Source organism: Maribacter luteus, assembly GCF_009674825.1.
Taxonomy (GTDB): Bacteria; Bacteroidota; Bacteroidia; order Flavobacteriales; family Flavobacteriaceae; genus Maribacter_A; species Maribacter_A luteus.
This window is the reverse complement of sequence record NZ_WKJH01000005.1, coordinates 26,082-51,390: the sequence shown is the minus strand read 5'-3', so window position 1 is coordinate 51,390 and position 25,309 is coordinate 26,082. Positions and strand designations below refer to the sequence as shown.

Genomic DNA, 25,309 nt, shown 5'->3' with positions numbered 1-25,309 from the left:
TTTAGGTAATAAAGCAATGTAAATTCCTCCTTAGCTCAGTTGGTTAGAGCATCTGACTGTTAATCAGAGGGTCCTTGGTTCGAGCCCAAGAGGAGGAGCATAAAAATAGAAAGTCTTTCGAGAAATCGAAAGGCTTTTTTGTTTTGTATAGATACAACAAATGAATTTTCTTCGGTTTTGGTGAGAACCATTGACAAAAACAATTAATTTTTCTTATTTATTGATTTATAGGCATTTGAATGTTGTGTGTGTTCATTTCCGTTCGCAGAACCTACTCATCAAGAGTTTGCGAGGTATGAAGTATTCATGGCTTTTAGATGATAATCACCGGAGTATTTTGAATAGGATAAGTTGCTAATTGAAGAAAACAAGATGTGTTTAAAAGTCTATAAAAACCCTTCCAATGGTTTAACTTTGTTACACTAACCATTCCTATTCATTAACAATATGCAAAATCTATCCGAAGAGCAAAAACGACTAAAAGAACACTATTCAAAAGACAAAGATTGGCTTAAGTGGGGTCCTTATCTAAGTGAACGCCAATGGGGAACTGTGCGGGAAGATTATAGTTCACACGGTGATGCATGGAATTATCTGCCACACGATCATGCCAGAAGCAGAACGTATCGTTGGGGTGAAGATGGCATTGCGGGAATCTCCGATCGTTATTGTAACATCTGTTTTGGGGTAACCCTTTGGAACGGGAAAGATCCTATACTAAAAGAACGTATGTTCGGTCTTTCGGGACCTCGGGGCAACCATGGAGAGGACGTTAAGGAGCTTTATTACTATTTAGAGAACACGCCTTCACATTCGTACATGAAACATCTGTACAAATATCCTCAGAACCGGTTTCCTTATTCAAAACTAGTTGAGGAAAATAGAATACGGGGTAAGGCAGAGCATGAATATGAACTTCTTGATACAGGTATTTTCGATAACAATGAATATTTTGATGTCGTTACCGAATATGCAAAGGACGATGCGGAAGATTTACTTATTAAAATATCGATTAGCAATAGAGGACCTAAAGAAGCACCGGTGTATCTGCTTCCTACTTTGTGGATACGCAATTTTTGGAGCTTTATTGATATGGAGGAAAAACCGATAATCAAAAAGGTTAAGGGGTCATCTTCCGTTTCCATAAGGCATCCCTATGTAGGGGATTATAGATTATATTTTGAAGAACCTTCAAAACTTTTGTTCACTGAAAATGAAACGAATCGTAAAAGGATTTTTGGTGAGGAAAATGACCATCCTTTTAAAAAAGACCTTTTTCATGATGCGGTAATCAAAAATGATTATTCGCTGGCGGAGAAGCGGCGTGAAGGAACAAAATTTTCACCACTCTATGAACTAAGCCTGAAAGCGGGAGAAACCCGGGTCATAAAACTAAGATTAACAAAGGAGCCCGAATCTGCACCTTTTGACAAAGGTTTTGAAGCTGTTTTCTCGAAAAGGAAAGAAGAATCCCAAGAGTTTTTGAATGAGGTGACCCGAAAATCATCCAAAGAACAGCGGGAAATTCAAAAACAGGCCTTTGCCGGACTTCTTTGGTCCAAGCAGTACTATAATTACGAAGTAGAGAAATGGTTAAATACCGATTCGGAAGATAATCCCGTACCTGAACGAACCAATGGGCGCAACAGTAATTGGAAAACTTTAAGAACCCATGATATCCTTTCCATGCCAGACGCTTGGGAATATCCTTGGTTCGCAGCTTGGGATTCGGCCTTTCATTGTGTCTCTTTCGCCATGATAGATCCTGAATTCGCAAAGAAACAGTTGCTACTGTTTACCAAAGAATGGTTTATGGCGCCTAATGGTCAGATACCAGCCTATGAATGGAATTTCAGTGATGTGAATCCGCCGGTACAGGCATGGGCGGCCATTCATATTTACCAAATCGAGGAACGGGACACCGGTAAAGGGGATCTGAAATTCTTAAAGCGAATGTTCAATAAGCTGGCCCTTAATTTTACTTGGTGGATAAACCGTGTGGACAGGTTCGATAAGAATATTTTTGAAGGAGGGTTTTTAGGCTTGGATAATATTGGGGTTTTTGATCGAAGTGGTGGAATCCCGGGAGGCGGTATTTTAGAACAGGTAGATGGCACTTCGTGGATGGCCCTTTATTGTCTTAATATGTTGGAAATTGCCCTGGAAATTGCCATTGAAGATGATACTTTCGAGGATATGGCCATTAAATACTTTGGTCACTTTGTGTTTATCGCAGAGGCTTTGAACAAGTTGCGGGAAGGTTCCTCAGGCTCATGGGATGAGAATGAAGGATTTTTCTATGATACGTTGATTTTGCCCGATGGGCGATCGGTACCCATTAAGGTTCGTTCCATTTCGGGCTTGTTATCCCTAGCGGCAGTACTTAATATTCGAAAAGAAACCTTGGATAAATTACCCCGTTTTCGTGCAAGTATGGAGTGGTTTCGTAAATACCGTAAGGAAAACGCCAAATATCAGGTTATCGAGGATTATGCCAACGATAAAGATGTTTTACTTTCCTTGGTACCCAAAAAGCGTATGGATATTTTGATTAGAAGTATGCTGAACGAATCAGAATTTTTGGGAAGCCATGGTATACGTTCTTTATCCAAAGGGCACGAGAAACCTTATAATATTGAAATTAATGGGACCAATTACGGCATTAGCTATGAACCGGCCGAATCCCAAACGAATCTTTTCGGGGGCAACTCTAACTGGAGAGGGCCTATTTGGATGCCAATGAACTATTTGTTCATCGGTACTTTAAAGGAATATCATAATTACTTTGAAGATGATCTTAAGTTTCAATTTCCATCAGGAAGTGGTAATTATTTGAATTTAAAGGAAATTGGTTTTGAAATTAGCAAAAGGTTAATTGGGATGTTTGAAAAGGATAAAGAAGGTAATCGACCTATTCATGCGTTGGATAAAGAAAAATACAAAGACGAACATTTTAAGGACCTTATTCTTTTTTACGAATATTTTGATGGTAACAATGGCCGTGGTGTCGGTGCTTCCCATCAAACAGGTTGGACCGCATTGGTAGCTAATCTTATCGAAGAGATAAATCGTTCAAAAAAGTGATTTCATCGCTATTTTGTTTTTCATGACAGATAAGGAATTTTAAAGGTTTATGTGGAACAATGTATTAATTCATGGTTTCTAGGTAATCGTTTCTCTTTTAAAATGCTTTTAGCTTTATTTTTAGGATTATTCAATCGGAAAGGGAAAAAGAATACAACACATTAAATCGGTTCTAAAAAGGTCGAAATTTCCTATGTTATTGTATTACTTAAAATTAATTTATCCTGAAAATCATTTCTGTCCTCAATGTTTAAAATCTTCATTACTTAAGTGATTCTTAACTTAAAAATTAGGGTTATCTTGCACAGTAATTAAAACCAATTTAATCGATTGCACAATGAACAAATCAACCAATTCAACCTATCTATTTGCCATAACCATGGTAGCCACTTTAGGAGGGCTACTTTTTGGTTATGATACAGCCGTAATCTCAGGAACCGTAAGCTCATTAGACCATTTTTTCGTAATGCCGTTCGGCTTGGATGAAATTTCTGCCAATTCCCGATTGGGAATGGTAGTATCAAGTGCCCTGATCGGTTGCGTAATAGGAGGTATTTCAGGGGGGGTCATCAGTAAAACCTTAGGGCGTAAAAAAGGTTTGATCCTGGCAGCCATTCTTTTTCTTTTTTCAGCTTTGGGTTCTGCAATGCCGGAAATGTTCTTAAAACCTATTGGCGAAGGGGATCATACCTTTATTTATATTTTCGTGGTATATCGTATTATAGGCGGTATTGGCGTGGGCTTGGCATCGATGCTTTCTCCACTGTATATAGCTGAAATAGCCCCCGCGAATATTAGGGGTAAACTGGTATCCTTGAACCAATTCGCCATTATTTTCGGTATGTTGGTGGTATATTTTGTGAATTACTATATAGCTAGCCAAGGTGATGATTCTTGGTTGAATACTATAGGGTGGCGTTGGATGTTCGCTTCAGAGACCATTCCTGCTACACTCTTCCTTGTATTGTTGTTTTTTGTTCCTGATACGCCAAGGTCATTGGTGCTAAAATCGAAACCAGAAAAAGCATTATCTGTTTTAACTAAAGTGAACGGAGCAGAAACCGCGCAAAAAATTCTTAAAGAAATTCAGGGTACGGTAGAACACCGTTCTGGAAAATTGTTTTCGTTCGGGATAACGGTCATCGTTATCGGGGTGCTACTTTCGGTATTTCAACAATTCGTCGGTATTAATGTCGTATTGTATTATGCGCCCGAAATATTCAAGAATATGGGTTCCGGTACAGATACGGCTTTGTTACAGACCATTATTGTAGGGGCGGTCAATTTATTGTTTACCGTCTTGGCCATTATGACTGTAGATAAATATGGTAGAAAACCTTTGATGATCATCGGGGCATTGGGTATGGCATTATCCATGTTCGGTCTTGGCACCGTATTCTTTTCGGAAACCGTTGGAATAATTGCATTGATCTGTATGTTGGTCTATGTGGCAAGTTTTGCGATGAGCTGGGGTCCTGTTACTTGGGTGTTACTATCAGAGATTTTTCCAAATAAAATTAGGGGTAGGGCATTGGCCGTTGCCGTAGCTGCACAATGGATATCCAACTACTTGGTATCATGGACATTCCCTATGATGGACAAAAACAGTTTTCTTTTAGAAAAATTCAATCATGGCTTTGCATATTGGATTTACGGTGTCATGGGAATCCTTGCGATGATTTTAGTTTGGAAGTTCGTTCCCGAAACCAAAGGAAAAACCCTTGAGGAAATGGAAGGGGTATGGAAAAAATAATAAACGAGAATGTTCTTTCTTGACTATCGAATAAATCAGGAATGATTTTCTGTCAAGCGTATTCGCATTTGTTCAGGAAGTCATTTTCTAAAGACACAATATTAAATGGCACAGTGTAAATCCACTGTGCCATTTATTCTTTCAATTCATAAGCAACAACTATTTTTTATTCTGTTGCTCTCTGATCGAATCCTTTTCTATATCGAATGTATTGGTTTCGATATTGATGTTCCCAGTAGGGTTGGTAGGATTACTTTGTTCTACTTTGCGTTTAAATTTTCTTTTATCTTTAAATACTCCCATATATTATTTTTTGAATTACTGCAAAATCGGATAAGAATTCTTGATGCAAAAATGATTGATTCTTGGTTTCGACTTTAAAATTTTAATTGTCGTCGGTTGCATCATCGATTTCATCTCCGATTTCCTCCGCACCCTCTTCAATTCCGTCTCCCACTTCTTCAATACCTTCTTCAACTTTTTCCTTTGCTGATTTATCTTCCCTACAACCAACAAAAGTTGATAACGATAGTGTAAAAAAAGAGGCTACTATAAAATAAACTAATGATTTTCTCATGTTTTTTTGGGTTTTTAATGTTAATCTGAATGTTTTGATTGTTTATGAAAAGGTCAAATAGGCCAATTAACTATGACTACACCTTTTTTCTTCCGGTCAGTAATGAGATTACTAGAAGTACTAGAAAAATAAAGAAAAGCACCTTTGCTATTCCTGCAGCACCGGCTGCTATTCCACCAAATCCGAATATTGCGGCGATAATCGCCAAAATTATAAAAGTAACTGTCCAACGTAACATAGAGTTTGTTTTAAGGGTTGTTGTTATGTTGATGCTTTATCAACTTAATAATGTAAAGGTCTTTAAATACGTTGGTTTCTTTTGATGTAATCCATTTGATTTTTAACGCATTACGTTTTAGGTTAAAAATTTGGTCAGCTTGCTTTTCTAAGTATGTAGATGGCCGTATCTATTTAATACGTAGCATTATATAATGTTCTACTTATGAAAAACATTTAGGGCCATACTTGTTTCCCGGTATTGCTCTAGGCCTCATTTAAAGTTATGTTAATGCGTTCATACAATGCAACATAAACTTAACCTAAGGTTTAACGTAAGCTAACCCTGTCATGGCTGTTATTCGGTATTTTTGTTTGGCCTCTTTTCGGAGGAGACGTTCTTTGTATGAGTTAGTTTAGTTTAAAGCTGGTGGCAACATTGGCTTTTTTTATATTCATATTTTTCATTTATTTAGTCTCATTGATTTGCCAAAAAACCGGAATACCATATGCCGGAGTTCTTAATGGTCCTTTTTTGGGTTTCAAAATCGATATGGACAAGTCCAAATCGGGGATAATACCCTTCTGCCCACTCGAAATTATCGGTAAAGGTCCATACGAAGTATCCATCAATGGCCAATCCTTCTTTCTTGGCCCTATATACTTCTTTAAGGTATTCTTTAAGGTAAGATTGTCTACGCTTATCATCTACGGTATTATTTATAAGGGTATCTTCAAATGCCGCACCATTTTCTGTGACGATCAATTTTTTTATGCCTTTGTACGCATTGAATTGTGCTATCATAGCGTGTATGCTTTTGGGGTACACCTCCCAATCCATTAGGGTGGTGTGGACATTCCGTTTGGTGGCACTTACAAGTTTTGACCTAATATAGGGCACGGTAAAACTGTGTTTTACGACTTCACGGGTATAGTTTTGAATACCGATAAAGTCATAATCGAATATTAGGTTTTTGCAATCCTCTGGTTTATGGTACTTTTCCAAACGACGTAGTATTTTCAGATCTTTGACAGGATAACCCATTCCCAAACTAGGTTCTATGAACAAACGATTCAATAGAGCATCTGCTTTCTTAGCCGCTTTTATGTCTCTTCTTTTTGTGGAATAAGGAGTAATTTGGGAGCATGAGAAGGTAGTGCCTATAATTGCATTTTCTACGGTTTCACGTAGAATCTTGCCTCCCAGGGCTTGGCATAAAGCCGCATGGTGAACGGCAGGCAAGAAATTCTTTAAGCCCTTTTTCCCTGGCGCATGGGCACCAAGAAAATATCCGGCTCCCGTGAATACCATGGGTTCGTTCAATACGATCCAGTTTTTTACCCGATCCCCGAATAACCGGCCGCAATGCCTTACATAGGTTTCGAACCAATTTAGGATTTCCCTGTTGGTCCATCCGCCTTTTTCTTCCAAGGCTTGGGGAAGATCCCAATGATAAAGGGTTACCCATGGTGTAATGCCACATTCTAGACAAAGATCTATGACACGGTTGTAAAAATCGATTCCAGCGGTATTTAAATTGCCTTGACCTTTCGGTATCAATCTTGACCATGCCAGCGAAAATCTAAAATGGGGAATGTTCATGGACTTCATCAAAAGAATGTCCGTTTTATATCTATTGTAGAAGTCGCAAGCGATTTGGCCGTTTTGGCCTTCATGAATATTTTTATAGTCCATAGTGAAGCGATCCCAGATAGACTCACCCTTATCGTCACTATTGTACGCACCTTCAATTTGATAGGCAGCTGTAGATACCCCCCAAATAAAATCGGGACCGAAATCGGACGATTTTAACCCAAAACCCGACTCAGATGAAAAAGATGGTCCCAAATCTAATAATTCATTTGGCCTACAGAAGCTTCTTGAAGGATCTGGTCAACAATATCCGATGTCATATCTGGATAGTATATGTGGGTTCTATGGTCTGTTTCTATCCAATTGGCCAACGTTTCCAGATGTTTCGTTTTTAAGGATTTCAAAACCGGGACCTGCATTTCTTTAAGTGCCGATGCGTTGCATTGCTGTTCATATTGTCCTTTCATCGGAATTACCATCAATTTCTTTTCCAAGTGTAAGGCCTCGGCTGGAGTTTCAAATCCGGCACCGCATAAAACCCCCTTGCAATTGGCCATACTGTTTATGAATGCTTCGTTTTTTATTTTACGTACCGATATGTTCTTGTAAAAGAAGTCGATATCGGTATGTTTGGAAAAAACCTCCCATTTAACCCTTTTCAATTTAGAAAGTACCTTTAATATTTTATCATCGCTATAAGAGGGGAGGTATACCGTGTAATGGTCACCAACAGATCTTGTTGAATTCCTAACCTCCTGCCTAACGATCGGGGTGAAGATATTATCCGCATAGGACTTAAAATGTAGACCGTAAGATTGGGTCGTAGGAGCATATTTTTTCAATATCATCTTGCCTAAAAGGTCGTTTTTTTCGGGTTTCGGTGCATTTGGCGAAATAACACCTGCTTGATGGCTAAAGCCTACACACTTTTTATTTTTTAATTTACAGGCCCATGCCGATATGGGTTCAAAATCATTAATGATCAAATCGTAATCGGAAACCGGAATACTCTTGATTTCTTTTTGAAGGTTGGAAGAGTTTGTTTTGAGATAGGTTCGCCACATATCAACACCCCCCTTTTTGCCAAATATGAAACTTAAACCCTTTAGTCGATATTTTATAGGGTAAGGTATTTGAACATCAGCTTGGGTACCACTGACCAAAATATCCAGGTCACGGGTTTTTTTATGCAGTAGGGGTATAATGTCCCTGGCCCGGCTTAAATGTCCATTACCGGTGCCTTGTATGGCGTATAATATCTTCATTAAGGTCTTACTTCTTTGATTTTAGGTTGCTACTAGACACTGTAATGGTTTGGAACTCTTGCATCAAACGTTCGAAAAGTTCGTTTTTCTCCAATAATTCGGTAGGATCAAAAACCTCCATATCCCGGGAATGTATGGCAATATCATCATCGTATTTGTATAAATTCCAACTGCCGTTAGTGAATTCAAGTGCTGTTAGGTTTTCTATCCAGTCCCCTGAATTTAAGTACATCACAGAACCTTTGGTAGATGTGACCTTTCGGATTACCGGTTGGTGTATATGGCCGCATATGACGTAATCGAATTCTTTCTCTATCGCAATATCGGCCGCGGTCTGCTCAAAGTCACTGATGAACTTGATGGCCGATTTTACCCCGTTTTTTATTTTTTTGGACATGGAAACAGGACCTTTGCCCAATTTTTTGGAGATGAAATTAAACGCACTGTTCAGAAGGATCAAAAAGTCATAACCCATGGCCCCCAATTTGGCTATCCATTTGGAATGTTGCATGGTAACATCGAACACATCACCATGGAATACCCAAGCTTTTTTGCCATCAACGTTGAGCAATTCCTTATTTGAAATGCTGAAAGATCCCATTTTAAAACCTGCGAATTTCCGAAGCATTTCATCATGGTTTCCGGTAATGTATTGTACTTTTATTCCCTTGGCAACCCATTCTAAAAGCAATTTGATGATTTTCATATGCGACTTGGGCCAGTACCTCTTGCTAAACTGCCAAATGTCAACAATATCCCCATTTAATATGACTCGTTTGGGTTTGATCGACTTTAAATATTTCAGGAGTTCTTTGGCATGGCAGCCATAGGTGCCAAGATGAACATCGGAAATGACCACAATATCAACAGGTCTTTTTTTCATGCTTATAGGGTCTGATTGGTTTGTAGGTATTTTTCACCTTTAGGGGTGAACCATATGTGACTAAACGATCAAGAAGAACATCGATTAGTAAAGATGTAAGTGAAACTGAAATAATTTTCATAACAGGGCTTCAGCTGTACCAAAGGTTTCGAATAATTTTCGATACTTCTGTAAAGCCCTTTTTAAAGTTAGGTTAAGCAAAGTTTAACAATATATTTTTTATGTCTTTTTTTATAACCTTCCCTTAACCTGAAAAAATTCGTTTTCAATGTAATATTCATGAATATTATAAAAGAAAATATTTTGGGGTTATACCAGATGAAATTGATATACAATTTATAAATATATGAGGATACGACCACAGTATGATCTTATTGTAGTAGGAGGTGGGATTCTGGGGACATTTCATGCTTATCATGCGCTCGAAAGAGGTTTGAAAGTGGCCTTGGTTGAAAAAGATGATACTCCGCAAGGGGCAACGGTATGTAATTATGGCCAAGTGTTACCTTCGGGAATGAACAGCAAGTGGCAACTTTTTGGAAGGGAGAGTTTAAGGATATACAAAGAGATACAACAACAGTTCAATATTACAGTACGGAAAGAAGGAAGCGTGTATTTTGCATCTACCCCTGAAGAGGAACAACTACTTGTAGAGCTGAACAGGATAAATAGGAATAACGATTACCCTTCTGTTTTGTTGACTAAATCGGAATGTCTGGATAATTATCCTGGATTGTGCAAGGATTATGTTGCATCCGGACTTTTTTTCCCTGAGGAGATAATGGTTGAGCCCCGATTAATGGTAAATAGGTTACATGATTATCTCAAGGCCGCCGGATTAGTCATTTTTGCCAATTGCAATGTGATAGACTGCGATATCTTGTCTAACGGAATTGAAATACAATGTTCAAACAATAAATCCCTTTCAGCGGCCAAAGTTGTCATTTGTAATGGCACGGATTTTAAGACCTTATACCCGACTTTGTTCAATGAAAGTGATCTTGTGGTTTCAAAGCTACAGATGATGCAGACCAAACCACAACCAAACTATAAATTACCGGGTTCAGTTCTTACCGGTCAATCGATACGTACATATGCAGCATTTCATGAATGTCCTTCGTATGCTGCTATAAAAGCCAAAGAGAAGGAAAATTCCATTAAGGACAAATGGGGGGTACAAATCAGTTTTAAACAAGGTTTGGACGGTTCTGTTATCCTTGGTAATTCTCACGAATCCGCAGATATATCCAAGGTCAATAGATTGGGAATGGATTTGAATGTGGATATTGATAATTTTATTATTGAGGAAGCTAAAAAAATACTTGACCTTCCAACCTATGAAATACAGCGACGGTGGTACGGACTTTATTCCCATTGTAAAACGGCTGATGTTTACCGGGAAACGATAGGCGAAAACATACACATTGTTACTGGGATCGGGAAAAATGGCTTAACCGGTAGTCCGGGTTTTGCAAAGGTGAATATTCACCAAATATTCAATCTTTAGCTGCATTCAAGGCCGCAAAAACAAGGTTTTTTCGATTAAATATGGCTTTGTTTCCAAAAGTGCCGACTTCTTGGCATGCATGTTGTATACAATTTCCCAAAGGAAACAACCTGAAAATGTCCCAAAAAACGGCTATTTTCTTAATAGTAGCGGTACTTTACGGCCATTAATGGTTTGCTTTTGATATATGTGAATTAGAAACCTAAAATATTATATCTTTGAAAACTTGCTCGAAATCACTATATTTCATTGACTTGGGATTAATTACCCCACTTTGGAGTGAAGTTGAATGAACTCGGGTAGAAAGTAAATTCAATTGCCAATAAAAACATCAAAACCTTCTAAATAAAACCTAAATGTCAAAGAACCAAAAGGCTGTAATTAAATTACACGGAAACCAAGACCCAGACTCAAAGATCGAGGCAATCAAAAATCTTATATTCGGTGAGAGTATTGAAGCTTATGATGCTGAATTCGAAGCTTTAAAAGAAGATATTCTCAATAAGAAAAAGGTGTTAGAGGATTTAATCGAGGAAGTTGGGTCCGATTTGAGAAAATCAATCGACGATGTTTCGACAGATGTTAATATCAGGATTACCGACTTGGAGAAAAGTTTGGAAACCAAGATGGAAGATTTGGAGGAAAAAAGTATAGCCAAGGACACACTTGGTAAATTGCTCATAGAATTGGGTGAAAAAGTCAGTAGTAAATAATACGCCCCAACGGCAATTCGAATGAGCGAAAAAGATAGGCTGGAAATTCTTAAGGATATTTTATTCACCGAGGATCGGGAAGATATTGATAAAATCGCCGACCGTATCGAATTGTTGGAGCAAACCTATAACAACAGGGAAAAATTCGCGTCTAGGGTCAATCCCATTGTGGAAAGGCAAATAGATGATTTCGCAAAGAACATACCCAACACCCTTGGCCCTGTAATTACCGAAACCTTAAAGAGGGAAATCCACAACCATAAAGATGAGGTTGTCGATGCGTTGTACCCTATTTTAGGTAAAATGGTCAAAAAATATGTTGCTCAAGAAATAAAGGTGCTATCGGAAAAGATAGATAACCAGTTGAGCTTTATATCCGCATGGAAAAGAAGGTTACGATCATTTTTCGGAGGAAGTAAAGAGAAAGAATTACTATTAAATGACTTATCTTCAGAAAAGGTAGAACAGGTTTTGTTGATAGAAAGGGATTCGGGACTGTTAAAAGCAGGTTACTCCAAGACCGAAACTATTGACGAAGAGATGATCTCCGGAATGCTGACTGCGATTAAATCTTTTGTTGAGGATGCTTTTAACCAGAAAAACCAGGAACTGGAACTTATCGAATACGAGTTATATAATATTCACATACAAAGTTTCGTGAACTATTACGTTGCCGTAGTAATTTCTGGCTCTTATAGTTTAAAGACAAAAGACAAAGTGCAGGATATCATTTTTGATTTTTACCATAATTTCATGGAAATGAACCTCGATTTGATTTATACGAGTCGTCATCTTGAACATCCTGCAGATACAATAAGTACAAAACTCATAGAAAAAAAGCTCGCAGAATATTTTGGCAATGCAAAAATCTAAGAAAATAGTAATACTGGGTCATTTCGGTGTTGGTAAAACATCATTGATCCGCAGATTTGTAGAAGATAGTTTTTCAGATAAATACAAGGTAACAATAGGTGTTCATATCACTAAAAAAGTTGTTGAGGTAAATGCTGATGAATCGGTTTCATTGATAATTTGGGACCTTGAAGGGACAGATGAGGTACAGATGATCAGGCAGGCCTATTTATTGGGCACCCACGGGGTAGTCTTCGTTTTTGATGTTAGTAGACCATCTACCTTCCAAAATTTAAATAGGGATTTAGAAATTGTTGCCCAGAAAACCCCCGACACACCATTGATCGTCGTAGGCAACAAAAAAGATCTGGTAATCAATGATGAACTGCAAATTCTCCTTAAGGACAATGGTATAAAAGCGGATTATCTCACCAGTGCAAAAACAGGGGACAGTGTAAATGAAATGTTCACCCATTTAGCAACGTTATTGAATGACCTCTCTTAAGCAGTACAAAGAACAATACATTAATCAGAACATACAATTTGTCCTTATCGATCAAGAAGGGACGATCCTTGAAAGTGATCAGACATTCATAGAACTGAACTTAGGGGATTATATCTATGAATTACACCCTTTTTTCGCTACATATTCGGCTTTTTTAGATATTTCTGACGAAACGATGACCTATAATTGCGTTCATCTGGAGTTTAATGAAAAAGAGTTCATTACCGATGTAAAAATGATGAAGAAGGGGAAGCTGGTCCTTCTCGTTATTTATAACCTTACCGGGCATTATAACTCGTACCAACAGATTGCACAGGCAAGGAACGAATCTATAATCAATTCGGAATTGGTTGTTCTAAAGAATTTGGAACTGGAAGAAAGGGAACGGTTTAAAAATGCTTTTATCCGTAATTTCAGTCACGAATTAAGAAATCCGTTAACGAGTATAATTTCAATTACCAAACTACTTGAAGGTAGTAAATTGAATAACGAGCAAAGCCAAATGGTCGATTTTCTGAAAGAATCGAATACCAATCTAAAATTATTGCTCGATGACATCATGAGTATAAGCATGATCGCTTCCGGTAAATTACAGTTAAGGAACAAGATATTCAGTCTTATTAGTTTGCTAGAGCTAATCGATTTTACCTACCGGTCAAAAACCAATGGGGGTGCCATTCGTTTTAAAATGGATTATGATAAGAAAATCCCTGAATTTATAGAAGGTGATCGTTTAAGGGTATTCCAGGTTCTTACGAATTTACTTGACAATGCCTTGAAATTTACCGAAGAAGGTACGATAACCCTGAATGTATCGCTTAACCAAAAAAGGGCGAATAAGGTTAGTTTGCGATTCGAAGTTTCCGATACCGGTGTGGGGATACCTTCGGAAAAGACAAATGCCATATTTGAAAGCTTTATCCAATTAGAATCCGAGGGTAAAAAGGAAGGGGCAGGTTTGGGACTTTCAATCGTAAAGGGGTTGGTCGGTTTAATGGGAAGTGAGGTCCATGTAAAATCCGAACTGGGCAAAGGCACCACTTTTTATTTTGATATTACACTTACATATGCTTTAGATCTTGCATCAAAACCGATAGATAGGGCCAAAAAGAAGAATCCTGATATAAGTAAGTTGAAGGCAGATAAAAAATATAAGGTTTTACTGGTTGAGGATGATGAACGAACACAAATGGTATTGTTCAAAACACTTATGGACACCAATTTCTTTTATATTGATTTGGTCAATGACGGGGCGCTGGTTTTCGAGACCGTGATCAACAATTCCTATGACATCATTCTTATGGATGTTGACCTTCCCAATGTTTCTGGGGATCAAATAACCAAATTAATACGTGAATTCCCTTTTAAGAACATTAAAAAAATCCCGATTATCGGGGTTACAGCCAATGTTTTCGAGGAAAGCATTGAGGATTATTTATCATTGGGAATGAATGCCGTTGTAACAAAACCATTCGATTTTGATGAACTCCTTAACACCATGGTCAAGTTTCTTAAGTAAGAAGCACGATACTAGATCAATCAGGGATATTTTTCTTTGCTGATTCTACTTATATTAAGCAAAAAAGTAAGAAAATACCTATAAAAATGTATTACATCGAATAAAACATGCTGTTTATCGACAAATAATTCTCTTCACTCTTTTCTTCAATTTAAGATTAAACACTTGTTTAGATTTGTGTGTAATTAGAATTCAAGGAGAACGATTCTACAGTTATCGAACACATATGAACACATCTATTTTAGTAGAACTATTTTTTGGAATCAGTGTAATTGTCTTTTTAACGACACTATACATTATTCTACCGACTAAATTGCTGAAACGCAAAATAATGATAAAATCAAAAGTTGGTCAGAACAATCTGAATAGGATTATCAGAATGGAAAAGTGAAAATCTAAGGATGGCCGAAAGGTAAAACCTAAAAGACCATCCCAAAAATATTAAGGGATAGAATGCTATACTAACACTAACCGTTTTATCCGTTTAAATCCATTGGAATTTTAATTGGTTTTTCCAATGGACTGAAAAAACCAACCAGGGTTTTGATAGTAATTAAAGTAATTTAGGTTTTAATTAGTTGGTTGGTTTAAAAGACCCTGCTTGCAGGGTCTTTTTTTAATAGAATAAAAGACCCGTAGGGTCAACAACGTTGAATGGACAAAATATAATGCACAATGCCTAATCAGGGAAAATGGAACGATCTTTTAACGTTAAGGAATAATTATTTAAAGGATTCAGGAATTAAGAAGGACACAAATAGGGGCCAAGAAATAAAACGCGCTGGGCGTGATGAGGAATTGTTTGTTGGATCGGCCTTTATTGGCGATGTGCTAAAATTTGAATTGCAAGAAATGCGTAACGAGAATCAGTTGAAAAGAATGGGTTTCGCAATTGAGGAAGAGTAAAATTGCTATGAAAAGAAAAGAGAATGGTTATGGGTTATTAATTCTGTTCAGTATAATGATCATGCTACAGATCCTTAACAACATATTGTAAGCGGTTAAAAATCAATGAAAAAGAAAAAAGGACTGACAAGGACAAAAATTATAATCATAGGATATATCATATAAGCTAAATCCAATTTTTGGACAAGCGTGGTTCAAATCCATGATGTAAGATAATGAGGGTTGTGTTTGTTACGTTCCCCCAGGGATAATTCGAAAGTGATTTCGGTTATCCCTTTTTTTATATACTGTATTCTAATTTAGTATTTTTGGTTTAAAGAACCTTATCCATGAAATATCTAACCTTGCTGGCAGTATTGATCATAGCCTCCTCCTGCACATCCGGAAATAAAAATAACCTAGAAGTAAAAGCCCCGGAAATTTCGAAACAGAAATCACCCGAGGGGTACGATCCCGAAAAACGGCTTGAAGAATTAGGTCTGCAATTGCAGGAAATTTCAGCACCTTTGGCTAATTATGTCCATGCCGTTCGTGCTGGGAACCTTGTTTTTTTAGCCGGTAAAGGGCCAAAAAATGAAGTAGGGGAAACAATCATTGGTAAATTGGGAGATGAGTATAATGTAGATCAGGGTTACGCTGCGGCAAAATCCGTAGGTATTCAGCAATTATCCGTACTTAAATCTGAATTGGGGAACCTGAATAAGATAAAACGTATTGTACAAGTCACAGGTATGGTCAATGCAGTACCTGAATTTAAAGATCATTCAAAAGTAATCAATGGGTATTCGGATCTAATGGTCGATGTTTTTGGTGATAGGGGTAAGCACGCAAGAGCTGCCGTTGGTATGGGTTCATTACCAAATAATATGGCTGTTGAAATTGAAATGGTCGTTGAAATATTTGAAGATTGATCGTCATGGCCAAAACAAAACTTGTTTTAATTGGGTTTCTTTTAAGTTCATATTTCGTATTGGCCCAAAAAGGATATCAACTTATTGAGGATTTACACTATTATAGTATGTCAACGCAGGCAACCGATGCCTATTTAAAAGAGCGCTGTAAGTTAGACGTTTATTTTCCTAAGGACACCACGAACGTCCCTACAATAGTTTGGTTTCATGGTGGTGGACTTGAATTTGGCTCCAAACATATACCAGAAGGTTTATTAAAGAAAGGGGTAATTGTCGTAGCTGTTAACTACAGGTTGCACCCCAAGGTTAAAAACCCCGTTTATATTGAAGATGCGGCGGCGGCTGTCGCATGGGTGGTAAAGAACATAAAGAGATATAATGGCGATGCTTCGAAGGTATTCGTAAGCGGACATTCGGCTGGGGGATATTTGGCGAGTATGATTGCCTTGGACAAACATTATTTAGCAAAATATCAAGTTGATGCCGATAGTTTGGCCGGGATAATCCCTTTCAGCGGTCATACCATAACCCACTTTACAATTCGCAAGGAAAGGGGTATAGAAGGCACACAACCTATTGTTGATGCTTTCGCTCCGCTGTACCATGTACGTAAAAATGCCCCTCCTTTTTTGTTGATAACAGGAAACCGGGAGTTGGAACTATTGGGAAGATACGAGGAAAATGCCTATTTCTATAGAATGATGAAGATTGTAGAACATCCTGATATTGAGTTGATGGAGTTGGATGGGTATGCCCATGATATGGTTTATCCGGCAATACCATTATTACTGAATTTTGTAAAAAAACAAAGGAATTGAAAAGGGAGGTAAAGTGTATTTATTTTAAGTAGCCTCGGCAAGAATCGAACTTGCATCTAAAGTTTAGGAAACTTCTATTCTATCCATTGAACTACGAGGCCCTTGAAATAAGAAGGCAAAAATAAAGTATTTTGGAATAATTAGGTACTTCAAACAAGATTTTTTGAGAAGCATTCAACTGAAAGATAGCTAGGATTATTTTTTCCTCTTCATCCATATTTCGTACATAGGCTCCCCTTTGCTATTATTTCCTTGGTGATGCCAGTCATCTCCCATGATTTTATACCCAAAGGAAAGTTCTGCCCCGACCCGGGAATCATCTTTGGAGAAAAAGGCTATATTCTCTTGATAAACCCCGTCTTTAGAGGAGAAAGAGCCACCACCGGTTCCGTGGAATTTCATGGTGTCGGTATTGTATGCGATCCATTGGAACCTTCCGTCCAATAAGAATTTCAATGTTTTTCGGGCTTTGCTGTCCCCTCTACGCTCTTGTCCCTGGTCTGGCCCACGAATACCGAACAACCATTGCCCATCTAAATCCTGGTTTATTTTTGCAGCATGTTTAAATTGCAATTTGGATTTCATTTCAAGAATCAATTTATTACCATTTTTTTCAAAAGGAATACTCAATTGTCTAATGGAATCTTGCGCATAATTAGAATTGAATTCAAGAAGTACCACTAATTGATTATCCTCGACCTGATAGAATCCCCCAAGGGTCTTTATAAATTTTGCCGGAGAGTTTTCGTAGATCGAATAGGTAAAATAGTTATCGGATAGTTTTACCTCATGGGTGGTGTTTTTGGCTGTTGAAAAATACACTCCTGTTGCGATTTGCGCATAAATAGGAAGTGTAACTGAGCTGACTAAAAAACATAATAAGCAAAATATCGTATTTATTGTTTTCATGTCACTGGTTTTAATTCTAAATATAAGGATTAATTAGCTATGAGTGAATTGGTTAGGTGTAATTGTGGTTGTGAAAATATTTTTTGAAGTATTTTTTTTGTAAAAAGCTTGTTTTATATATTTTTTGATTTTATTTGTACCATCAAACTAGGAACGTACTAGTTTGGTATAAGGCTTTTAGCTGAACATAATGAATAGTGTTTGTATGTTCGGGACTATGGGAATTAGGAAGTCAAACCCATTGTCAGCCCAGGGATTGGGTAACCGGAATTTAAAGCTTACTTCTGATAAGAACTCTACTATCGTCTGCAGCCAGCACGATTATTTTTTCATTCCTACCACGGCGGAACAATTCGTTATTTGATTTTAAAACATAGGACCGGATTTAAAAGGTTTCGATCTTTTACCAAAATTTTATTGTTTTAATTTTAAATATTCATCTGTTCAATGAACACAAAATATATTGATCTAATCGATCAAACATTTGATTTTCCGCAAGAGGAGTTTTCACTCAATAACGACAACTTGCTATTTCATGGTATTCCTCTGAACGAGCTTGTTCAGAAATATGGAAGTCCATTGAAATTCACCTATTTACCCAAAATTTCTGAAAATATAATGCGGGCCAAGAATTGGTTTTCAAAGGCTATCGAAAAGAACGGGTATAAGGGAAAGTACAATTATTGTTATTGTACAAAAAGTTCCCATTTTCAGCACGTGATGCATGAGGCTTTAAAAAATGATATCCATATAGAGACTTCATCGGCCTTTGATATCAATATCATTGAAAACCTAAAGGAAAAGGGTAAAATAAAAGACGATGCATATATTCTTTGTAATGGTTTTAAACGTGAGCAGTACATTGATAATATTGGTCGACTCATAAATTCCGGCCATCGAAATTGCATTCCTATCATAGATAATTATGAAGAGATAGATCTATTGTCAGATGTTGTGGAAGATAATTTCAAGGTAGGTATCCGTATTGCGTCTGAAGAAGAGCCTAAGTTTGAGTTTTATACCTCGCGATTGGGAATTGGATATAAGAACATAGTGCCCTTTTATGAAAACCAAATCAAGGACAATGACAAGGTAGAACTTAAAATGCTCCACTTTTTCATTAACACGGGAATCCGTGACAATGCCTATTACTGGAACGAATTGGCCAAGTGCCTAAAGGTGTATGTAAGATTGAAGAAGATTTGCCCTTCTCTTGATTGTCTTAATATTGGCGGTGGGTTCCCAATAAAGAATTCATTGGCCTTCGAGTATGATTATGAGTATATGGTCGATGAGATCATAAACCAGATCAATATTGCCTGTAACGAGGCAGAAGTTGCCGTACCACATATTTTTACGGAGTTCGGCAGTTTTACGGTTGGTGAGAGTGGAGGAGCCATTTATGAGATCTTATACCAAAAACAACAGAATGACCGGGAAAAATGGAACATGATCGATTCATCTTTCATTACTACCCTTCCAGATACTTGGGCCATAAATAAAAGATTCATAATGTTACCCATCAATAGATGGAACGATGAATATGAGCGTGTACTTTTGGGCGGACTCACGTGCGATAGTGATGATTATTACAATAGCGAACAGAACAGGAACGCTATTTATTTGCCAAAATACAGTAAAAGCAAACCACTTTATATTGGATTCTTCAATACTGGGGCCTATCAAGATTCTATTGGGGGTGTAGGTGGTTTACAGCATTGCCTTATTCCACAACCCAAACATATCATAATTGATAGGGATGAAAATGGGGAATTGACGACTACCCTTTTCAAACCCCAGCAAAAAGCAGAGCAGATGTTAAGTATACTGGGCTATGATAGTAATAACGAGCCCACATACTCCCATAACGGCGCACTAAATGAACAAACAATTCCATCTAACGGATAATAAAAACAAATTAATTTTAAAGAGATGAGTACAACAAAGAATTACGCTGGTATTGCCGACGAATTCGCACAATTGGAAACTTCGAAGGTAGTTTTGATTCCTGTGCCCTATGACGGTACAAGCACTTGGGGAAAAGGGGCCGATAAAGGTCCGGAAGCCTTCTTGGATGCTTCTGAAAATATGGAATTGTATGATATTGAAACCGATTCCGAAGTGTATAAACAAGGTGTTCACTTAACAAAACCGGTATCCGAAGACGATTCTCCCGAATCAATGGTAGATGCTGTACACAAAGTGACCAAGGAATATATTAAACGAAATAAATTCGTTACCCTTTTTGGAGGGGAACATTCAATTTCAATAGGAAGTATTAGGGCGTTCAATGAATGTTTCGACAACCTGACCGTTTTACATATTGATGCCCATGCCGACTTAAGGGAGTCTTATGATGGTTCCCGTTGCAGCCATGCATGTGCGGTGCACGAGGCCAGTCAAACAACAAATCTTATCCAGATCGGAATTCGTTCCATGGATGCTATTGAGAAGACGTTCATGGATGAGGAAAAAACATTTTTTGCACATGATATGGTCAATGATGAATACTGGATGGATAAGGTCATAGACCTAATGACAGAGAATGTGTTCATTACCTTTGATTTAGATGCCCTAGACCCCTCCATTCTTCCATCAACAGGAACACCGGAACCGGGAGGTTTGTTCTGGTACGAGACCTTGGAGTTCTTAAAGCAAGTGTTCGAGGAGAAGAACGTGGTAGGCTTTGATATCGTTGAACTATGCCCCAATGTCCATGATAAATCATCCGATTTTTTGGCCGCTAAGTTGTATTATAAAATGTTAAGCTATAAATTCATGGGCGAAGATGTTGATGATGACTATGATAACACCTATGATGTAAATTATAAATCGGGGAACACCCAATCAAAATTTGAGGATGATGAAGACTAAAGGAGCTATCTCCGATTTTATAGAGAAATATTATTTGCATTTCAATGCTGCGGCTTTGGTCGATGCGGCCAAAGGTTATGAAGCACAATTGCAGAATGGTTCTAAAATGTTGGTGTCCTTGGCAGGGGCAATGAGTACTGCGGAGTTGGGTAAGATTTTTGCCGAAATGATCCGTCAGGATAAAGTTCAGATCGTTTCTTGCACTGGGGCCAATCTGGAAGAGGATATCATGAACCTGGTTGCACATTCCCATTATAAACGAGTACCTAACTATAGGGATTTAACACCCCAGGAAGAATGGGATCTCTTGGAAAAAGGACTCAATAGGGTAACCGATACCTGTATTCCGGAGGAAGAGGCGTTTCGACGCTTACAAGAACATATATTTAAGATTTGGAAAGAAGCCGAGGAAAAAGGTGAACGTTATTTGCCTCATGAGTATATGTATAAAATGTTGCTTTCCGGAGTTTTGGAAGAATATTATGAAATAGACCTAAAAGATTCTTGGATGTATGCGGCAGCGGAGAAAAACCTACCCATTGTTTGCCCCGGATGGGAAGATAGCACCATGGGAAATATTTTTGCTTCCTATGTTTTAAAAGGGGAACTTAAGGCCAGTACCATGAAATCAGGAATAGAATATATGACGTTCTTGGCAGATTGGTATACCGATAATTCAAAGAACGGTATCGGATTCTTCCAGATAGGAGGGGGTATTGCAGGCGATTTCCCAATTTGTGTGGTACCGATGTTGTACCAAGATATGGAGCGCACAGATACGCCGTTCTGGAGTTATTTTTGTCAGATCAGCGATTCGACCACCAGTTATGGGTCATATTCCGGAGCTGTTCCCAATGAGAAGATTACTTGGGGTAAGTTGGATATCGATACCCCTAAATTTATAATAGAAAGTGATGCGACCATAGTGGCGCCTTTAATTTTTGCTTACCTTTTAGACATGTAATTATGGACAAGCACGCACATTTAAAACGAGTAATAGTCGATTTCAAAAAACTTACACCAGAGGTGCTTAAGCTTTTGGTAGAAAGGTATCCCGATGGTTATGATGATCGTAATATCATTTCATTTAGAAATGCCAATGGCGAAAGGGTCGAGGCCGTTGAGGTATTGACCGAGGATACCAAGTATTTGGTAAAGATCAGTGCCAAGCTGGAGTATACCATGGAAAATTACGATGAGGATGATTACGATGACTTTGACGATGACGATCCAGAAGGAGTTCCAGATCCGGATTTACCGGAAGATGGTAATGATGATGATTAGGTTCTAAGAATTCATTGAACGGCTAACTTTCGTTTTGTACAACCTATCTTATGATTAAAAGTCTTTATCCTATGCGGATTAAAGGCTAACCCAATCACCTATCCAAAAATGAAAATAAAAGAAATTGAAAATATCGAATTAAAGTTCCTGGATCTTGATGATTACAAGGAACTTAAGGAAGCTATGTTGTCTTCCTATACCAATATGCCCGGGTCCTATTGGAAAGAGGAACAACTTCGGTTATTGATCGACAAGTTTCCTGAAGGCCAGGTTGTCATAAAGATCAATGGCCATTTGGCCGGTTGTGCCTTATCGATTATTGTTGATTATGACAAGTACGAAGATGACCACACTTATGAGGAGATTACGGGCAACTACACTTTCAATACCCATACTGATGATGGAGATGTATTATATGGTATCGATGTTTTCATAAAACCTGAGTTCCGTGGTTTACGATTAGGTCGAAGATTATATGACTACCGCAAGGAACTTTGTGAGAAATTGAATTTGAAGAGTATTGTTTTTGGGGGAAGAATGCCCAATTTCCATAAATATGCCGAGAAACTTACCCCCAAGGAATATATTGCAAAGGTCAGATTGAAAGAAATTCAGGATCCCGTGCTTAATTTTCAGATCAGTAATGATTTTCACCCTGCAAAAGTGATGAAGGGTTATTTAGAAGGGGATGAAGCATCTAATGAGTTTGCCATTTTAATGGAGTGGGACAATATCTATTACCATAAACCTTCAAAGAAAGCAGCAACGAAGAAAACCATTATTCGGTTGGGCTTGATCCAATGGCAAATGAGACCCTATAAAGATTTGGAGGCTTTGTTGCAACAGGCAGAATACTTTATTGATGCCGTATCGGGATATCGTTCCGATTTTGCTATGATGCCCGAATTTTTCAATGCACCGCTTATGGCCGATCATAACCATTTGTCCACACCGGATGCCATCCGGGAATTGGCCAAACATACAGAGGCCATAGTTCAAAAATTTTCCGAATTTTCTATTTCATATAACATCAATATCATTTCGGGTAGTATGCCCGAAATCGTAGATGGCCGTTTATTGAATGTGGGGTATTTGTGTAAACGGGATGGCAGTGTGGAGCGCTATGAAAAAATACATGTAACACCCGATGAGGCAAAGGTATGGGGAATGCAAGGAGGTAATCAGATAAAGGCATTCGATACCGATTGTGGCAAAATCGGTATTTTAATATGCTATGATGTCGAGTTTCCTGAATTGGGCCGTATTTTGGCCGATGAAGGAATGAATATACTGTTCGTTCCATTTTTGACCGATACCCAAAACGGTTATTCAAGGGTTCGTAATTGTGCGCAGGCAAGAGCCATAGAAAATGAGTGTTATGTAGCGATTGCAGGTAGTGTGGGTAATTTACCCAATGTACAGAACATGGATATCCAATTTGCACAATCAATGGTTTTTACACCCTGTGATTTCTCATTTCCTACCAATGGTATAAAGGCGGAAGCTACCCCAAATACCGAAATGATACTTATCGCGGATGTGGACATTGATCTACTAAGGGAACTTAACCAGTTCGGGGCAGTACATAATCTAAAGGATAGAAGAACCGATCTTTATGAATTGAAGAAAAAGTAAACTTTAACCCGAAATAAAATTCTGGGTTTTGCTTTTTGACATAAAGGTAAAAGACGGGTGTGCATCAAAGTAAATACTTCTAAAAAGTATATCGAATACTAAGAGTTAATAACAAAATAAATTTATGGCGCAGAACGAATTGCGTATTATCGGTAGTGAGGAATGGTGTGTTTTTGATCATTTGGGCATACCGAGTATCAAGGCTAGGGTAGACTCAGGCGCAAAAACCTCATCGCTACAAGCAACCAATATTAAGGTAATCAATAAAGGAGCTCAGGAATGGGTGAAATTTGAGGTAAATCCATTACAGGAAAACAGAAGTATAACCTTGCAGTGCGAAGCTAGGTTGGTCGACAGGAGAATGGTCAAAAGTTCCAGTGGAATATCCGAAGAACGTTTGGTCGTGAAGACTCCGGTTACATTGGGTGAGGATACCTTTGACATTGAATTGACGCTGGCGAATAGGGATACCATGGAGTTTCGCATGCTTTTGGGTAGGGAGGCTTTAATGGACAGGTATATGGTAAATCCTGCTGAAAGTTATAAAGTGCAGTACTTTACCGATGAAGAAATTGACTTAAAATATCGACCATTTTATAAGCAGAAGACCGGATTGAAAATCGCCCTTCTGGCGAGTAATCCCCAACTTTATAGTAACAAACGTATTATAGAGGCGGCAGAGGCTAGGGGGCATGAAATCGTTTTCCTCAATGTTGAATTGGCCTATATGAAGTTAGATGCGCATTCGCCTGAAATTCGATATAGGGGAGGTAATATTCTAAATGAGTTCGATGCGGTCATTCCACGGATCAAACCATCGGTGACTTTTTATGCGTGTGCTTTAATTCGACAATTCGATAATTTAGGAGTGTATTGCCAGAATACCGCTGAAGCTATTACCCAGTCTAGGGACAAACTTTTCGCTTCCCAGTTGTTTTCGAAAAATGACATCCATATTCCGATAACGGGTTTTGCAAAATCCCCCATGGATACCAAGGACCTTATTAAAATGGTCAATGGCGCACCGCTCATCATAAAATTATTGGAAAGTACCCAAGGTAAGGGTGTTGTTCTGGCCGAGACCAATAAGGCCGCTGAGAGTGTTATTAATGCCTTTAAAAGTGTGAACACCAATATTTTGGTACAAGAGTTCATCAAGGAGGCCAATGGGCAGGATATCCGTTGTTTCGTTGTTAACGGTAAGGTAGTCGCATCAATGCAGAGACAGGCCGAAAAAGGGGAATTTAGGGCCAATATACATCAAGGCGGAAAAGCATCGATTATCAAAATTACGTCCGAGGAGAAAAAATTGGCCATAAAAGCAGCCAAAGTGCTGAACTTGGCCGTTGCCGGTGTTGATATAATCCGATCGAACAAAGGACCTCTTTTACTGGAGGTGAATTCCTCCCCCGGCCTTGAGGGTATCGAAAATGCCACAGGAAAAGATATCGCCAATGAAATGATCATGGCCATTGAACGAAAGTTGAAATTCAGTATTTAGAAT

23 protein-coding genes and 2 tRNA genes are annotated in these 25,309 nt (G+C 38.2%); 17 read left to right on the top strand and 8 right to left on the bottom strand.

What is annotated here, in order from left to right; translation table 11 throughout:
* The first annotated feature begins 24 nt into the window (after nt 1–24).
* The 3 genes from GJ691_RS08120 to xylE all read left to right on the top strand — a co-directional run bounded on the left by GJ691_RS08120 (nt 25) and on the right by xylE (nt 4,837).
* A tRNA-Asn gene (locus GJ691_RS08120) sits at nt 25–98 on the top strand.
* Between the two features lie 349 nt (nt 99–447).
* A complete protein-coding gene (locus GJ691_RS08115; protein WP_154365677.1) occupies nt 448–3,084 on the top strand; it encodes an MGH1-like glycoside hydrolase domain-containing protein in 2,637 nt (878 codons plus the stop codon).
* 337 nt (nt 3,085–3,421) lie between these two features.
* Nucleotides 3,422–4,837 (top strand): D-xylose transporter XylE, encoded by a 1,416-nt coding sequence (gene xylE, locus GJ691_RS08110; RefSeq protein ID WP_154365675.1) that lies wholly within the window; start codon nt 3,422–3,424, stop codon nt 4,835–4,837.
* A gap of 159 nt (nt 4,838–4,996) precedes the next feature.
* Here the strand turns inward: xylE and GJ691_RS19485 are convergent, their stop codons facing one another.
* From GJ691_RS19485 to GJ691_RS08085, 6 genes are all read right to left on the bottom strand, one after another.
* Complete coding sequence (locus GJ691_RS19485) at nt 4,997–5,140, bottom strand: hypothetical protein (RefSeq protein WP_179955065.1); 144 nt, start codon at nt 5,138–5,140, stop codon at nt 4,997–4,999.
* Between the two features lie 82 nt (nt 5,141–5,222).
* Nucleotides 5,223–5,414 carry a hypothetical protein gene (locus tag GJ691_RS08105; RefSeq protein WP_154365673.1) on the bottom strand — a complete coding sequence of 64 codons (192 nt, stop codon included), beginning with the start codon at nt 5,412–5,414 and terminating at the stop codon, nt 5,223–5,225.
* Between the two features lie 76 nt (nt 5,415–5,490).
* Nucleotides 5,491–5,652, bottom strand: coding sequence for a DUF1328 family protein (locus tag GJ691_RS08100; protein WP_154365671.1), 162 nt, complete (start codon nt 5,650–5,652; stop codon nt 5,491–5,493).
* Between the two features lie 456 nt (nt 5,653–6,108).
* Nucleotides 6,109–7,479, bottom strand: a complete 1,371-nt coding sequence (locus tag GJ691_RS08095) for a GH1 family beta-glucosidase (protein ID WP_154365669.1) — start codon at nt 7,477–7,479, stop codon at nt 6,109–6,111.
* A 2-nt stretch (nt 7,480–7,481) separates the two neighbouring features.
* Nucleotides 7,482–8,489, bottom strand: a complete 1,008-nt coding sequence (locus tag GJ691_RS08090; protein ID WP_154365667.1) for a glycosyltransferase family protein — start codon at nt 8,487–8,489, stop codon at nt 7,482–7,484.
* A gap of 7 nt (nt 8,490–8,496) precedes the next feature.
* Nucleotides 8,497–9,372, bottom strand: coding sequence for a UDP-2,3-diacylglucosamine diphosphatase (locus GJ691_RS08085; RefSeq protein WP_154365665.1), 876 nt, complete (start codon nt 9,370–9,372; stop codon nt 8,497–8,499).
* A gap of 352 nt (nt 9,373–9,724) precedes the next feature.
* On the opposite strand from GJ691_RS08085, the gene GJ691_RS08080 reads away from it, so the two are divergent.
* The 8 genes from GJ691_RS08080 to GJ691_RS08045 all read left to right on the top strand — a co-directional run bounded on the left by GJ691_RS08080 (nt 9,725) and on the right by GJ691_RS08045 (nt 17,103).
* Nucleotides 9,725–10,879: a TIGR03364 family FAD-dependent oxidoreductase gene (locus GJ691_RS08080; protein ID WP_179955076.1), complete on the top strand. Its 1,155-nt coding sequence runs from the start codon at nt 9,725–9,727 to the stop codon at nt 10,877–10,879.
* 356 nt (nt 10,880–11,235) lie between these two features.
* Nucleotides 11,236–11,592, top strand: coding sequence for a fructose 1,6-bisphosphatase (locus tag GJ691_RS08075; RefSeq protein WP_154365661.1), 357 nt, complete (start codon nt 11,236–11,238; stop codon nt 11,590–11,592).
* Between the two features lie 21 nt (nt 11,593–11,613).
* Nucleotides 11,614–12,465 carry a cell envelope biogenesis protein OmpA gene (locus tag GJ691_RS08070; protein WP_154365659.1) on the top strand — a complete coding sequence of 284 codons (852 nt, stop codon included), beginning with the start codon at nt 11,614–11,616 and terminating at the stop codon, nt 12,463–12,465.
* On the top strand, nt 12,452–12,949 hold the full coding sequence (locus GJ691_RS08065) for a Rab family GTPase (protein ID WP_154365656.1): 498 nt from the start codon (nt 12,452–12,454) through the stop codon (nt 12,947–12,949). Before GJ691_RS08070 ends, GJ691_RS08065 begins: the two co-directional genes overlap by 14 nt.
* Nucleotides 12,936–14,468 carry a hybrid sensor histidine kinase/response regulator gene (locus GJ691_RS08060; RefSeq protein WP_154365654.1) on the top strand — a complete coding sequence of 511 codons (1,533 nt, stop codon included), beginning with the start codon at nt 12,936–12,938 and terminating at the stop codon, nt 14,466–14,468. The genes GJ691_RS08065 and GJ691_RS08060 overlap by 14 nt, the downstream gene beginning before the upstream one ends.
* A 675-nt stretch (nt 14,469–15,143) precedes the next feature.
* Nucleotides 15,144–15,374 carry a hypothetical protein gene (locus GJ691_RS08055; RefSeq protein WP_154365652.1) on the top strand — a complete coding sequence of 77 codons (231 nt, stop codon included), beginning with the start codon at nt 15,144–15,146 and terminating at the stop codon, nt 15,372–15,374.
* A gap of 329 nt (nt 15,375–15,703) precedes the next feature.
* The gene (locus GJ691_RS08050) at nt 15,704–16,285 is read left to right on the top strand and encodes a RidA family protein (protein ID WP_154365650.1); all 582 of its coding nucleotides are present in this window, start codon (nt 15,704–15,706) and stop codon (nt 16,283–16,285) included.
* Between the two features lie 5 nt (nt 16,286–16,290).
* The gene (locus tag GJ691_RS08045) at nt 16,291–17,103 is read left to right on the top strand and encodes an alpha/beta hydrolase (RefSeq protein ID WP_154365648.1); all 813 of its coding nucleotides are present in this window, start codon (nt 16,291–16,293) and stop codon (nt 17,101–17,103) included.
* Between the two features lie 29 nt (nt 17,104–17,132).
* Here the strand turns inward: GJ691_RS08045 and GJ691_RS08040 are convergent.
* A tRNA-Arg gene (locus tag GJ691_RS08040) sits at nt 17,133–17,204 on the bottom strand.
* A 94-nt stretch (nt 17,205–17,298) separates the two neighbouring features.
* Nucleotides 17,299–18,012, bottom strand: coding sequence for a hypothetical protein (locus GJ691_RS08035; RefSeq protein WP_154365646.1), 714 nt, complete (start codon nt 18,010–18,012; stop codon nt 17,299–17,301).
* A 447-nt stretch (nt 18,013–18,459) separates the two neighbouring features.
* Between GJ691_RS08035 and GJ691_RS08030 the strand changes: the two genes are divergently transcribed.
* The 6 genes from GJ691_RS08030 (at nt 18,460) to rimK (ending at nt 25,306) form a co-directional block, all read left to right on the top strand.
* Nucleotides 18,460–19,920, top strand: a complete 1,461-nt coding sequence (locus GJ691_RS08030) for an arginine decarboxylase (RefSeq protein ID WP_154365644.1) — start codon at nt 18,460–18,462, stop codon at nt 19,918–19,920.
* Between the two features lie 24 nt (nt 19,921–19,944).
* Complete coding sequence (speB, locus tag GJ691_RS08025) at nt 19,945–20,886, top strand: agmatinase (RefSeq protein ID WP_154365642.1); 942 nt, start codon at nt 19,945–19,947, stop codon at nt 20,884–20,886.
* Nucleotides 20,876–21,850 (top strand): deoxyhypusine synthase family protein, encoded by a 975-nt coding sequence (locus GJ691_RS08020; protein ID WP_154366179.1) that lies wholly within the window; start codon nt 20,876–20,878, stop codon nt 21,848–21,850. The genes speB and GJ691_RS08020 overlap by 11 nt, the downstream gene beginning before the upstream one ends.
* A 2-nt stretch (nt 21,851–21,852) precedes the next feature.
* Nucleotides 21,853–22,170, top strand: coding sequence for a hypothetical protein (locus GJ691_RS08015; protein ID WP_154365640.1), 318 nt, complete (start codon nt 21,853–21,855; stop codon nt 22,168–22,170).
* Nucleotides 22,171–22,278: 108 nt separating this feature from the next.
* Entirely contained in the window at nt 22,279–23,805 is a 1,527-nt protein-coding gene (locus GJ691_RS08010) for a bifunctional GNAT family N-acetyltransferase/carbon-nitrogen hydrolase family protein (protein ID WP_154365638.1), read from the top strand.
* Between the two features lie 124 nt (nt 23,806–23,929).
* Nucleotides 23,930–25,306 carry a 30S ribosomal protein S6--L-glutamate ligase gene (gene rimK / locus GJ691_RS08005; RefSeq protein ID WP_154365636.1) on the top strand — a complete coding sequence of 459 codons (1,377 nt, stop codon included), beginning with the start codon at nt 23,930–23,932 and terminating at the stop codon, nt 25,304–25,306.
* Nucleotides 25,307–25,309: the final 3 nt, after the last annotated feature.